The 14622-nt window shown below is 42.9% G+C and carries 9 protein-coding genes; 8 read left to right on the top strand and 1 reads right to left on the bottom strand.

Features of this window, described 5'->3' with window-relative positions; genetic code table 11:
* Positions 1 to 6: 6 nt before the first annotated feature.
* A complete protein-coding gene (locus tag Q8O20_RS10485) occupies positions 7 to 1572 on the top strand; it encodes an N-acetylmuramoyl-L-alanine amidase (protein WP_305531116.1) in 1566 nt (521 codons plus the stop codon).
* Here Q8O20_RS10485 and galU read toward each other — a convergent pair.
* The gene (galU, locus tag Q8O20_RS10490; protein WP_305531117.1) at positions 1569 to 2393 is read right to left on the bottom strand and encodes a UTP--glucose-1-phosphate uridylyltransferase GalU; all 825 of its coding nucleotides are present in this window, start codon (positions 2391 to 2393) and stop codon (positions 1569 to 1571) included. The two genes, Q8O20_RS10485 and galU, sit on opposite strands and share 4 nt — an antisense overlap.
* A 112-nt stretch (positions 2394 to 2505) precedes the next feature.
* Between galU and Q8O20_RS10495 the strand changes: the two genes are divergently transcribed.
* The 7 genes from Q8O20_RS10495 to Q8O20_RS10525 form a co-directional block, all read left to right on the top strand.
* Positions 2506 to 3126, top strand: coding sequence for a hypothetical protein (locus Q8O20_RS10495; RefSeq protein ID WP_305531118.1), 621 nt, complete (start codon positions 2506 to 2508; stop codon positions 3124 to 3126).
* 87 nt (positions 3127 to 3213) lie between these two features.
* Complete coding sequence (locus Q8O20_RS10500; protein WP_305531119.1) at positions 3214 to 4785, top strand: PAS domain-containing sensor histidine kinase; 1572 nt, start codon at positions 3214 to 3216, stop codon at positions 4783 to 4785.
* A gap of 28 nt (positions 4786 to 4813) precedes the next feature.
* Positions 4814 to 10582 (top strand): protein kinase, encoded by a 5769-nt coding sequence (locus Q8O20_RS10505; RefSeq protein WP_305531120.1) that lies wholly within the window; start codon positions 4814 to 4816, stop codon positions 10580 to 10582.
* A 193-nt stretch (positions 10583 to 10775) separates the two neighbouring features.
* Positions 10776 to 12221, top strand: coding sequence for a response regulator (locus Q8O20_RS10510; protein ID WP_305531121.1), 1446 nt, complete (start codon positions 10776 to 10778; stop codon positions 12219 to 12221).
* A 99-nt stretch (positions 12222 to 12320) separates the two neighbouring features.
* Entirely contained in the window at positions 12321 to 12707 is a 387-nt protein-coding gene (locus tag Q8O20_RS10515; RefSeq protein WP_304739703.1) for a response regulator, read from the top strand.
* Positions 12708 to 12710: 3 nt separating this feature from the next.
* Positions 12711 to 13202: a chemotaxis protein CheW gene (locus Q8O20_RS10520; RefSeq protein WP_304739705.1), complete on the top strand. Its 492-nt coding sequence runs from the start codon at positions 12711 to 12713 to the stop codon at positions 13200 to 13202.
* A 1-nt stretch (position 13203) separates the two neighbouring features.
* On the top strand, positions 13204 to 14622 hold a 1419-nt coding region (locus tag Q8O20_RS10525; protein WP_305531122.1), incomplete at its 3' end, for a methyl-accepting chemotaxis protein.

Genomic DNA, 14622 nt, shown 5'->3' on the forward strand with positions numbered 1-14622 from the left:
TTCACCGTGCTGATTCGACTCATTTTTCTTGCTTTTGTCAGTGTTACATCCCTTATGGGTGCAATCGACACTACCCGTTTGGACTCGGCCAAAAAAGCGCTGGAAAGCAGTGACGAGATTGAGCAGTTTCGAGGCTACAACGAATTTAAAACACTCTATCTTCGTGCAATTTTGGACAAAAATAGCCCTCTGGCGCAAGAAGCACTTGAGGGGATCGTTCAAGGGGGAGAGAAACTCGGGATCGATGTGAGTAAATACCAAGCCGATTTGATAAAACTCAAAAAAAATGCGCCAAGCATAAAGCCCCTAATTGTCGCGGATAAAACACCTTCGTCTCCGCTCCCCTCGGTAATATATGATAAAACTTTTAAGCCGGCGCTGGTCGCAAGTAAATTTTCGACCCCTGAACCGGAAAAAATGATCAAATCCGAACCCGTACTCCCTAAAAGCAATGAAATTACAATGACAATGCGTCATCGACTTTTGGATACCTCTTGGAAAGATAACGGACTGATATTGGTATTTGACAGTGAGATTAAACCCTCAGAAATCCGAATGTCTAAAATTATCGAAACCGATAAAAAGCGATTTCGATATATTATGGATATTGACTCTTCGACCCTTTCAAAAACCCAGACGTTAGAGCATCAAAGTATTAATCGGATTAAAATGGCGCAGTTTGATGCGAAAACGCTTCGTCTTGTAATTGAGCACAATCAGCCTGTAGCGATTAAACCTACACCGAAGGGTTCAACTCTCTACATCGATCTCTCATTAGAACCCCCTAAAACAACGCCGCCTCTTGCAAGCTCTGGGGTAAAAGTCGAGGTACAGGAACCTCCTCTTGTAGCGGCACTTCCTCCCCTTGTGAGTGTTACCCCGCGTGATCGAAGCAAAAAGATTATTGTGATTGATCCTGGGCATGGCGGAAAAGACAGCGGAGCCGTCGGTAACGGATTTATGGAAAAAGAGATTGTGTTACAGATATCGAAACAGCTCTCAGAAAAACTACGTGCAATGGGGTATACCGTTTATATGACACGCAGTAATGATGTCTTTATCGAACTGAAAGATAGAACAAAATTTGCCAATGATAAAGAAGCGGATCTTTTTGTGTCGGTACATGCGAACTCTATTCCAAAAACTTCTGATCCCCTTGCGGCTCAGGGACTTGAGACCTATTTTCTCTCACCGACTCGGAGTGAGAGATCGATGCGGGTTGCGGCGTTGGAAAACTCCGAAGATATGGAAGAGATGGGGGAATACGGCAAGTTAAGTTTTTTGAGCTTTTTGAACAAAGAGAAAATTATCGCTTCGAATAAACTGGCTATTGATTTGCAAAAAGGGATGTTCGGCAATCTGCGTAAACAATTTCCGAATGTCCATGATAACGGTGTTCGAGAAGCTCCGTTTTGGGTTCTTGTGGGGGCTCAAATGCCGGCAGTATTGCTAGAAGTGGGATATATCAGTCATCCTGAAGAGTCCGCACGCATCGCCGATGAGAAATATCAACGATGGCTAATTGAGGGGTTGATGGAAGGGATCGGGCGGTACTTCGCCAATAACAGTTAGCTTTTACTTTTCTCATAAAAGTAGTTGGTTGCTTCAACAAACCCTTCGACGCTTCCGCAGTCAAAACGTTTCCCTTTAAACTTATAGGCTAAAACCATCCCTTTTTGCGCTTGTGTCATAAGGGCATCGGTGATTTGAATCTCACCCCCTTTGCCGGCAGGTGTATTTTCGATAATCCCGAATATATCCGGGGTGAGGATATAGCGTCCGATGATGGCAAGGTTACTGGGCGCATTTGCAGGGTCAGGCTTTTCGACCATATTGGAGATCATATAAACCCCCTCTTCAATCTCTTTCCCCTCTATGATACCGTAGCGGTTCGTATGCTTCGGATCAATCTCTTCGATGGCAACGATAGAACATTTGTACTTATTAAAGAGTTCAACCATTTGAGAAAGAACACTTCCCTCGCTGTCTCCGTCACATAAATCATCGGCTAGGATGACGGCGAACGGTTCATTCCCTATGAGTGTTTCACCCGTGAGAATCGCATGTCCTAACCCCTTCATCTCATTTTGACGAGTGTACGAGAAGGTACATTGATCGATTAGAGAGCGAATTTCGGTGAGGTAATGCTCTTTATCGGAACCTTTAATCTGATGCTCGAGTTCATAACTTACGTCAAAATGATCCTCTAATGCCCGTTTTCCCCGTCCGGTTACGATTGCCATTGTATGCATTCCCGCTTCAACCGCCTCTTCGACACCGTATTGGATTAAAGGCTTGGTGAGTACCGGTAACATCTCTTTGGGCATTGCTTTCGTCGCAGGTAAAAAACGGGTTCCATAGCCCGCCGCAGGAAAAAGGCACTTTTTGATCATTGAAACTCCTTAAATATGGATGATATTTTATCACAATTGTCCGTAGCTAATCTGTTTACTATTGGATTACAGTATATAAGATACAATGAGGTATGTTTTATAAAGGATAATTATGAAAGCAACCATTCGTTTAGCTCTAATTGCAGGAATTATGGGTACTTCTCTAAGTGCATCTAATTTTGACATCGGTGTTTCGGGATCCGATAGAGGGATTGATGGGTTTACCCTCTCCATCGGTGATTATTACCGTGTTCCCTATCAGGAGGTTGTCGTAGTAGAGCGTTCCATTCCTCGTGATGAGATGAGTGTTGTCTACTTTTTAGCGCGTGAGTCTCATCGCGATGCCCACTATATCAGTGATTTGCGTTTACGCGGAAACAGCTGGTGGGATATCAGTCTGCGTCTAGGACTTAATCCGCGTACGTTGTATGTCGTGGATACCCATCGTTACCACAACCCTCCCTATGGTAAAGCGTACGGATATCATAAGGATAAAAAGCACCGTTTGCGTGATGCCGATATTGTCGAGTTAGTCAATGTCCGCTTCCTCTCCGATTACCATCGTATCAGTGCGGACGAGGTAATCGATCGACGCCGAAGCGGTGAGCGTTATAATCGGATTGATGAACATTACCGCGGTAAAAAGGATCATTCTGAATATCGTAAGGGCGAGCAACGTGAGGGGAAAGGCTCTCACGGTGAAAAAAGTCATGGTAACGGACGTGACCACTAACGTTATTCCTATAATTTAGGTCGATAGTAATTGAAATCATAAGGTTACATGGTATGATAAAAGAACTATTATGTTTGAGGGAAAAGTGTGCCGCAAGAGAACTCAGAATCGACACTAAAAGAGCAGTTAAAATTAAGATTGAGGGAGTCTGACCCTACGTATCGCTATTATAAGTCGATTTTCCATTTGACGGATAATATGATTGCCCTAAGCAACGGATATCTGATTATAGATGCTAATAAAGCCTTTAGCGATTTTTTTATTACAATCGGAGTAGATGTTTTTGTACCCGATTTTTATCTCTCAAAGCAATTTCTCGCTATTGATAAATACGGCTACGTCTATGAGGGGTACTTAAACGCCCCGTGGTTTAAAACGGTTTTGAGCGGCGACAAAGAGCATTACAAAGTCGGTATCAGTGGATCGGATCAAGTTCATACGTTTTCGATTTCGGTGACACTGCTCGATCCGAGTGAAGAGATTTACGTTATCACCCTCTCCGATGTCACCGATATGATGAGTTATAAATGTGCTTTGGAAGAGGGACTACGTGCCAGTACGAATGAAAAAGAAGAAGCTCAGTACATCCTTTCTCAGTTTAATCAAGCCATAGATGCGTCGAATTTGGTGGCTCGATGCAATCTTGATGGAATCATTACGTATGCAAACGATGCTTTGTGTGACACACTGCACTACACGCAAGAAGAGCTTTTAGGCAAGAATATGTTGATGTTTTTTGAATCTGAAAGTGCGGTGACCTGTCAAAATACGGCATGGGGAGCCATTCAAAACGGTGAGATCTGGAAAGGCACCTTCAAAAACAAGGGGAAAGAAGGGGATATCCATTACTTTGCTACCACGATTGTCCCCATAAAAAACCATGCCGGTACTATTGTGGAAATTCTCTCGATTCGTCATGAAATCACCGATATGGTCAAAGCCAAAGAGGAAGCGCTCCAAACGCTTGAAGCCAAAACACAGTTTTTCAATCAGATATCGCATGAGCTCCGAACCCCCCTTAATGCAATCGTCAACTTCACCGATCAGGCATTAGAGAGCTATGATGAAATAGTGGAAGATGAAGTGAGTCGTGAATTGGTCAAGAAATATTTACAGCGTTCGTATGCCAATGCTGAAAATTTGTTGGAGCTGATCAACTCTCTTCTAGATATCGCTAAAATGAAGTCGGGAAAAACAGTTTTCGATATTAGATCAAATAATGCGGTTTCTCTCGCACGTGAAGCCTTTGAAAACTGTTCAAGTCTCCTCAAAAACAGCGCAATCAACTATCAATTTAAGGCAGTGAAAAGTGTTATCCCGATAGAGTGTGATGGTGTAAAATTTAAACAAATCATCACCAATCTTATTTCGAATGCATTGAAATTTACCGTTGAAGGGTTTGTGGAAGTACGACTGGATGAGAGAGGGGATAGCTGTGTGATAGAGATTGAAGACAGCGGTATCGGGATACCCAGTGAAAAGCTCTCCTTTGTATTCGAACCGTTTGCTCAAGTTCGCGATCACGGATTTGGTACGGGTCTGGGATTGAACATCGTACGCGAATATGCTGAGGCGATGGGTATCTCTCTCGAGCTTCGCTCAGAAGAAGGGAGAGGGAGCTGTTTTACGCTGAGCATTAATTTGGGTTCTATAAAATAACTATTTTGAATTTGTGTAAGGAATTCTAGTGTTCAGTCGCCACTATCACATCATCGATACTCTCCATGAAAACATCTCTACGGTGGTTTATCGTGCAACCCGTGCAAGCGATGCTCAGGCGGTAATTATAAAAATGCTCAAGCCGGGTGAAATAACGGAGCATAGAGTCTCCCAATTTATGAATGAACAGCAGATTCTCTCGTCTCTAAAATCTCCCAATATCGTTAAATTGATAGAAATCGTCGCACTCCCTACGGAATATCTTCATGTATTTGAAGATATCGGCGGAAATTCTCTGTATGAAATGTTGTTAGAACACCGTTTTTCGATTGCTGAGGGGTTGAATATCGCTATAAAAATAGCGGAAGCACTCTGTTTTATTCATCAAAAGCATATCGTTCATGCAGATATCAATCCTAAAAATATTATTTACAATACCAAAACGAAAGAACTTCAAATCATCGATTTCGGATACTCGGTTATCGACAATCATCTTCGGTATAACAGTGATGTTGATGTGGGCACTTCAGGCAATCTCATGTATATGTCGCCTGAACAGACGGGGAGAACCAAACAGCGTATCGATTTGCGTAGTGATTTGTACAGTTTCGGGATGAGCCTTTATCACCTTTTCTCAGGTCGGACTCCGTTTGAGGCAAAAGATCGCTATGAGCTGATCCATAAACAAATAGCTCTTCGACCTGCGGCGATAGAGAGTAGTGTTGAAAATTTCCCGCCGGTGCTTTCCGCAATAATCAACCGCCTTACTGCAAAAAAAGCAGATGAACGGTATCAAAGCGATGAGGCTTTGTTGTATGATCTTAAATACGCCCTTCAAACACTAAATAGTTCTGATCAAATTCCCCATTTCGAGATTGGAACCCACGATCAGCCTTCTATCCGTTTCGGTGATCCTATATTCGGTAGGGATATGGAAATCGGACTCCTTAAGGATGCCGCATCTGACGTAGCGGCGCATAAGTCGGTTCGGGTTGTTGTTTCCGGTCTTCCGGGTGTGGGGAAAACCCGTTTGATTGAAGAGTTCTTGAGTTTTTTAAATACCGGAGGGAGCCGTATCCTTCGGGGAAAATTCGAACAGTATCGCTCCTCTCACCCCTATTTAAGTATTAAACAGCTTTTTGTTCAGCTTAAAATAGTGTGTAAACGTCATATTAACGCCAATCAACCTTTTCATCTGGATGCACGCAGCGCGTATACGTTGGGTTATTATTTTCCTGATTTACGTGAGATGTTGATGCACAAGCACACCTCATACGCTTCAGCAGGGGATGAGGTACTTGCTCAGCTCCCGTATGCCTTTCAGCAGCTGTTAACGCAGATTTCGAGCAACACATCCCCTTTGGTAATATTTATGGATGATCTTCAATGGGCGGATGCCGCATCACTTGATTTAATCCATAAAACGATATTTCAAATGGATATCCCCAACCTCCATTTTATTTTCAGTTATCGTGACCATGAGATAGAATCCAATCCGAGCGCATGGGAATTCGTTCAAAAAGTTCGCGGAAACCGTTTTCCGGGTTTGTATATTTTTGATCTTATACCCCTCTCTCAAACGGATATACGTCGTATGTTTCATTTGATGTTAGGCTTAGAGGGGTCTCAAGTAGACGCTTTATCGGATATCATCTATAAAAAAACGGATGGGAACCCGTTTTATATCAAAACACTCCTCTATAATTTGATTGACGCGAAAGAGATCGCTTACGAAAACGGTGCATGGCATTTTCAGATTGACAAGATCCGTGAGTACGGTGCGAGTATCAATATCGCCGGATTGATCACCGATAAATTTTCAAAACTCACTACGGAAGAACAGAGTTATTTACACTATTTATCGGTATTGGGAAATCGTTTTGAGTTGAATCTGACACGCCGTATGATGAAAGAGCAAAAATATCCCGATACGATGATGGAACAGCTCGAAACAAAAGGGTTTATTGAGCTTTTTAACGGGCATTACCAGTTTGTACACGATGTATTGCAGCATCATGTGTTTACCTCTATTTCACCCTCACAGAGAGGGAATATTGAGCATGTCATCGGAGAGTTTTTGGAGCGCGCTTACCGAACAGGAAACTATGATGATGTCATCAGCGTCGTCATGCATCTTAATCGCGGTTACAAACAAGGAACGCGGCACAAACATGCATTGAGCTTAAATCTAAAAGCATTAAAAGAGATGGTATTGAGCGGCTCGTATCACTTAGCACTAGAGCATCTGAAATGGATGCATGAGCGTGGGTTGGATTCGGTATTAGAACAAGCAAAACACTCCGATGCGTTTGATTTTCAAGTATTGAAGGTTAAAGTATTTTATTTGAATGCCTTACATGCAGAGGCTCACTCGTCTCTGCAAACGTTGATGGCTCAGACAAACAGTTTGTCCGAACGTCTCATCTGTTTTTCCCTTTTTAAAGATTTGTGTGTGACGAGGGGGGGCGGATTTGATCAACTGATTTTATTTGGTAATACCCTTTTGCATGAGCTTGGATTGGATGCTCCTTGTCAGAGTAATGAGGTGGAAGAGAGAGTGGTACAGCTCAAAGCGTTTATTCTAAACCATCCCGCTTCACAGGAAGTTGAAGCGATTAAGGCTTTGCCGAAACTCAAAAATATCTCCAAGCAGCGGAGTCTTTCGATATTGGTTGAGTATTGGGAAGCGGCCTATTATCTGGCAAATATCCCCCTTATGCAATGGGCCTATCTGAGTATCATCGACGTTTCGTTTCGTTTCGGTAATTCCAGCGGATCGGCATTCGGATATGTTCTCTACGGTGCGCAGATGGTGAGTGAACACCGTTACAAAGAGGCGTATCGATTCGGTGAAGCGGCATTGAAGCTTAACCATCAATTTGCGGATGACGTGATGCTTCCGAAAGTACATAATTTTATGGCTAACTTCATAAGCCCCTACACTAAGCCGCTTGAACGTAATATAGCGCTCTACCAAAAAAGTCTCCACCAAAGCAAAGTAAACGGGGATATTATATTCGGAACATGGGCAAATTTTTTGATGCATTTTAGTGAGTATCTTTCCGGAAAATCCCTCGAATCGCTGTGGGGAAATATTCTGAAAGAGAGCCATTTCCTCCTTAATTCCGGGGATCAAAAAATGATTGCTATTTTTGAGGTTCTCCGTTCAACCATTCTTATGTGGCAGGAGCGAGATGCGGATACGCGTGCAGCGGAAGATGCGGCTATCGCAATGTGGGAAGAGGAGAACTTCTATCCTGCACTGGCATGGTATGGAATACTGAAAGCCCAGACATGCTGGATTGAGGGAGATATCGATAAAGGGTTGGAGTATCTGCACCGATTCGTTCGCAGTGAGGCGAACGAAGTGATAATGTTCCCGAAAATGAGACTTCACCCGCTTCGCGCATTGCTTCTGTTGGGGAAAAACACTCCCTTGAGTCGTGAAGAAGAGTCTCTTTTAGCGGAAGATTTGACACTGTGTGATGCCTATGCCGCCTCGTCACCGAAAGAGTTTAAATTTTGGAAACTGTTGCTTCGTGCCAAGAGGGCTAAAGAGGCAAATCAGTATTGGGATATTGCGAAACTCTACGATGAAGCATTGAGTGAAGCCCGAAAAAATAACAATCCGTTCGCCATTGCTGTCAGTGCCTTATGTGCGGGCCGTTTTTGGAGAGAAAAACGCTTTGAGGACTTAAGCCGTTTCTATTTTAGTGAAGCGGCGGTAGGGTTGAATCAATGGGGTGCATACAGAGCCTCAGAGCGGCTCAAATCAAAAATGCATTTAAATACCCCATACCCTTCCGAATCGCTAGACCAGTCATCCAACAGTTCATTGTTGCAAGCTGAACCGACCAACTATCGCAGTCTCCTTAAATCATTTTATGCCCTTTCTCAAAGTATGGAAAAAAAAGAGCTTTTGCAGACATTGATGCAGACAATTTTAGAAAATGCGACGGCGAGTAAAGTGGTATTGATCCTCAAAGAAGAGGAGATGTTCTATACCAGTGCTAAAATCTTGTTTAAAAACGGAAAAATCGATTTTTACCATACCAAACTGAGTGAAACCGATTTTGTTCCGTTTCATCTCATTACCCATGCAATCGATACACGGCATAAAGTGATCCAAAATAGCCCCGCAGAAAATGGAAAATTTCAATACGACAACTATTTTCTCACCCGAAAACCGGCATCGTCTATCGCCATTCCGACCTTGATCGAGGGGAGTGTACGGGGGGTTCTTTATCTCGAAAATGAGGAAATCTCGACTCCGCTCAATACCGATACGTTGCAAACCCTTCGGTTATTGCTGACGCAAGCCGTGATTATCTATAAGAATGCGCTCTTGTATGAAACACTCAAAAGCAATGAAGAGAAACTCAACAAAGCACAGCAGATATCGCATGTCGGGAGCTGGCAATACGACAGTGTCACCGATGAAATTATCTGGTCAGCCGAGACGTATCGGATTTATGAGATCGAACCGTTTTCAATACCGATCAATAACGAGTGGTTTTATGAGCATATCTATCCTGATGATATCGAATTGATTCAGGATGCGGTTGAAAAAGCGTTTAGCGGTGAACGTTCTTACGATGTGATCCATCGAATACTCACCGCTAAAGGGAATATTCGAATTGTCCATCAGCGCGCAGAAGCTTTTTGGGAGGATGAACGGCAGAAGTTTTCAGGTACGATCCAAGACATTACCGAATCCAAACACTCCGAAGCGCTGATTGACCGTTTATCGCAGGTTGTTAACCAGACTCCGCTCTCCACAATCATTACTGATCCTTCCGGTGTCATTGAATATGTCAACAATCAGACCCTTAAATTGACCGGTTATTTTACTAATGAATTAATCGGACAGAATATGAGACTATTTAATTCAGGACTCCATTCAGAACCATTTTATCAAGATATGTGGTCTACGATTACACAAAAGCGCTCATTTTGGCGCGGAACCATCGTCAATCGGATGAAAAGCGGCGACTTACGCGATTGTGCATCAACGATTTTTCCGATTTTCAATACCCAAAATGAAATTATTAATTTTGTGACGATCCAAGATGACGTTACCGAGAGAAATATGAAAGACAGATTGTTTTTGATGCAAACGCGTCAAGCTCAAATGGGTGAGATGCTGAGTATGATCGCCCATCAATGGCGTCAGCCGTTGGCGATCATGAGTGCTTTGATAAGCCGCCAAAAAATTAATATTATGCTGGAGCGTTCAACTCTCGAGGGGATTAACAAAAGTTTTGATGAAATGGAGATGCAGGTTCAGCACCTCTCTCGTACTATTACCGACTTTAAAGATTTTTTCAAACCCGATAAACAAACGGCTGTGACGAAGAGTTCCCTCATCGTCTCTAAAACTCTTGAGCTGGTAGAGCATACGTTGATGAATAAAAATATTAACGTGAAGATAGACCATTGCAATGATACTGAATACCGAACCTATGAAAACGAACTGATTCAGGTGATGTTGAATCTGATCAAAAATGCCCAAGACGCTTTTGAAGAGAAAGGGGTAAAAGATCCCCTTATCGTTATTCATACCGATCAGAGGGAAGGTGAGGTGATTCTCAGTGTTGAAGACAATGCCGGGGGAATTGATCCCGGATTTATCGATACGGTATTCTCGCCGTACACGTCGACAAAAAGTGATAACGGGACGGGATTGGGGCTTTATATGTCCAAAACTATTATTGAAGAACATTGTCATGGAGTCATAGGTGCCGAAAATATTGAAGGGGGTGTACGCTTTAGCCTTCGGTTTCCGATTCAATATTGATTAGGGCAAAAAAATGTTATGATTTAGTCTCAAATTGAATGAAGAAATCTCCTCAGCAAGTTTTATGTGTAATGATTTGGTAATTTTAAAGGAAAACTTTTTTCCTGTGACTATTCTGTGACTTTTTAATATTACACTTTCTCATATTTGAAAATGGAATGAACAGTTCTAATCTATTAATGCATGGTGGAAGATGGAAGATTTAAGACTTTTAATCGTTGATGATGTGGAAGATAACCGTCTTGTCCTCAATGCCATTTGCCGAAAAATGGAAGGTTTTGAGATCAAAGAGGCGGTTGATGGTATTGATGCCATCGCGGTGTGTGAAGCATGGCATCCACATATTATTCTGATGGATGTGATGATGCCCAATATGGACGGATTTGAAGCATCCAAGGTGATCAAAGCCCGTTTTCCTGAAACGATCATTATTGTGGTTACGGCCGTGATAGATCCTCAGATGGAAGCCCACATGGCTGCTATAGGGGTTTCGGCGTATCTTCACAAACCGATCAACAAAGAATTGATCCGATTTAAATTGCAAAATTTTGGAGCCTTTTTACGCTCCAAAGACGGAATTCATACAAAACTTTCCGCCAAAGAGGCACTTAATCCGTTTTCTTCCGATGTCCGTCATTTCAAAACAATATTTGACATCAGTGATGCTGAGGGGATGATGGATTTCGGAGTATGGGTTCTTTCACGGTGTGAAGAGCGTAAATCCAGATCCTCGTCAAAAGTGGATCCGATGATCGAACTCTTTTATGAGTTGATGCGTCAGGGAACTCGTAACGAAGAGCATGTGAGTATCATCATCGAAGAGAGTTTTGAAGAGATTTTTATGACGATGAAATTGGACAAGCCGATTGTTCTTAATCCAAAAATGCAAGAGTTGGCAGATGATTTGCAATCGCACTGCATCATTCGACAAAATTTTGCCTGTGTCCGTTTAAATAATGGTCGAGATGATTTAAACCCGACTCCATCGGTGGACGTGATCGAAAAAGCTCCGTCGTCAAAAAAAGAGGAGCTTGAAAAGAAACTTCCCGAAGTTGTGGAGCCAACGGCAGTTGTTTTGCCTCTATCGGAGATTGTAGCTGACAAAGAAGTTCGCACTATCGATCAGAATGAGCAAGGGATGCTTCGTCAGAGTTTTATTGATAAAACAAGTGCTGTGGATTATGTACAGGAGATCGGAGGAGATGTCCTCGATGAGATTCGTGATTTGGAGAGTTTGGATGAGGAATGGATCGAAAAGATTCATGCCCTCGAAGAAGAACCGAATATCGAGAATATCCGAAGTTTTGCAGACGGTGTATTAGGGGTATATGTACGTGCCATTAACAACCTGTTTGAGTTTACCGCACTGGCTTATGCCCTCTCATCTCTGGGGACATTTATGAAAGAACATGCCGATGCGATTATTAATGATCCTAAAAAGTTAAAAATGTTGGTGATGCTTACCGAGCATTTAGGAAGTGATCTCACATCATGGAGGGAACATATTTTTTCTCTTCAGGATGCCGCGGATATTCACTATCTTGACAGTTCGTTTTTTAGTTCTTGTATGCAGATAGAACAGATTGTCGGAAACAAAGAGATAGAGACGGATGAGGACAACGATATGGAATTTTTTTAAATTACATTTTGAAACGGTAGAAAACACCATTCTTTCTGCATAATTAGTTATACAATTGTGGAAGAAAGATTTTTAACAACTATATCAAGGAGAAATTAAGTGGCAAAAAGAGTAATTATTGTAGACGATTCGAGAGCGGTTATTGCGACAGCGGAGCTGGCATTGGAGACTTTGATCGAGAGTGGCGTGATTGAGTTTAAATCGTATTTGAATCCGTTAGAGTTATTAGGTGCACTTCAAGCCGGAAGTGAGAATTTTGATATGTTGATCAGCGATGTCAATATGCCTGAAATGAACGGGTTAGACTTAGCCCGTGCTATCAAATCCGATGAGCGGTACAAAACTAAACCGATTATTGTCTTGACGACGGAGAGTTCGGAGTCCATGAAAATGAGCGGAAAAGAGATCGGTGTTACCGGATGGATGGTTAAGCCGTTCAATGATGAGAAACTGGTGAAGTCAATCAAAATGGTATTGGGGGTCTAAACGATGGAACAAAACACATTACAGTCCCGACGAGAGCGGTATTTGACGTTCTTTTTGGGAGAGGAACAGTACGGGATTGCGATTGATCGGATCAAAGAGATCATTGCCATCATGAAGGTGACTAATGTTCCTAAAACCCCTGCGTATATGCGCGGTGTTATCAATCTGCGCGGCTCGATCATCCCCGTTGTCGATACGCGGCTCCGTTTTGGGATGGAAACAAAAGAAGAAGACATGCATACGGCAATCGTGATTGTTGAAGTGGATAAGGTGAACATCGGATTCATCGTCGATCGGGTCGAAGAAGTAGCGAGTATCGACAGTTCAAAACTAAGCGAACCGCCGAAATTCGGTAACAATATTGATACGGATTTTATCTGTTCGATGGCACAGATGGAAGAGAATGTCGTGATGATTTTGGATGTTTTGAAGCTCTTTGAAGCGGATGAACTGATCAGTATTGAAGAAATTCAAAAAACCCAAACAGGAGAATAAGATGAATTGGTTGGAAAATATGGTACTACAAAGCAAGTTGATCTTGCTGACGGCTGTTATGATGATTGCCCTTGCTACATTGGGTTATATGGGGTATACGAATCTTCAGCAATGGAAAACCTCCGTAAATGAAATAGGTGGAGTAAGACTTCCCTCTATCGTCGGTATTATGGAAATGCGTACCGGAATTAATCAGGTCGTTATTCAACAAAATCGCGTCCGATCACTCCAGAATGATCCGAAAATGCGGGATAAACTTAACGATGCCAGAGAAAGATTGGTTAAGGGATTTGAGCGTTTTGACAAAGGGTATAAAATTTACGCACCTCTTCCTCAAACGCCTGAAGAGGCCATAGAATGGAAGACTTTTGAAGAGAACTTCGCTAAATGGAAAGAGTTGAGTTTGGCGTTTCGTGCCAATACCCTCGTTCCTCTGATCAACAACACCAATCCGGCAATGGAAGCGGTCTATTTTGAGCAAATGAAGACCTTTATCGAGAACAGCCGTGTCCCTCGTCAAGCGGCATTAGAGAGCATGGACAAAATCGCTCAAATTAATATTGAAATCGGAAATGAAATAGTAAAAGCTTCGCAGGAAGAAGCAGAAGCTGACCTCGTGTTAACCTTGATCGTAATGATGATTGCATTTTCTCTAGCCATTATATTGGCGACTTTGATCATCCGCTCTATCACCCGTTCGATCACCTCAAGCGTCACCTCTATCCGTGATGGTGCAATGCAGATCACCTCGGCTTCCGATCAAGTAGCGTCGTCGTCATCGTCTTTGGCACAAGGGGCGAGTGAGCAAGCTTCCAGTGTCGAAGAGGTAAGCGCAACCCTCGAAGAGTCAACTGCAATCAACACCCAAAACACCGATAACGCACGCCAAGCCGATATTTTGGCAAAAAATGCGAACGATTCGGCAAAAGCGGGATACGAAAAAGGGGAACAACTTTCCCATTCTATGCACGCAATCACCGAATCAGCGGCAAAAATCAGCGGTATTATTAAAACGATCGATCAAATTGCATTCCAAACCAACCTCCTTGCCCTCAATGCAGCAGTTGAAGCGGCACGCGCAGGTGAACACGGTTTAGGATTTGCCGTCGTTGCGGACGAAGTACGTAACCTTGCACAACGTGCCGCATCGGCTGCCAAAGAGACCTCTGATATCATTGAAGAGGTTGTAAGCCAGATCAAAGAGGGGAACCAAATCGCTCTTGCGACCCATACCTCATTCCAAGAGATTGTTGAACAAAGTAAAAAAGTATCCGATCTTATCGGTGAAATCGCTATCGCCGGTAAAGAGCAGGCTGAGGGTATGGGTCAGATCAATCAAGCTATGGGTCAAGTAGACCAAGTAACCCAACAAGTTGCCGCCAACTCCGAAGAAGCGGCCGCAGCAGCAGAAGAGCTTAAC

Source organism: Sulfuricurvum sp., from assembly GCF_030691015.1.
GTDB lineage: Bacteria > Campylobacterota > Campylobacteria > Campylobacterales > Sulfurimonadaceae > Sulfuricurvum.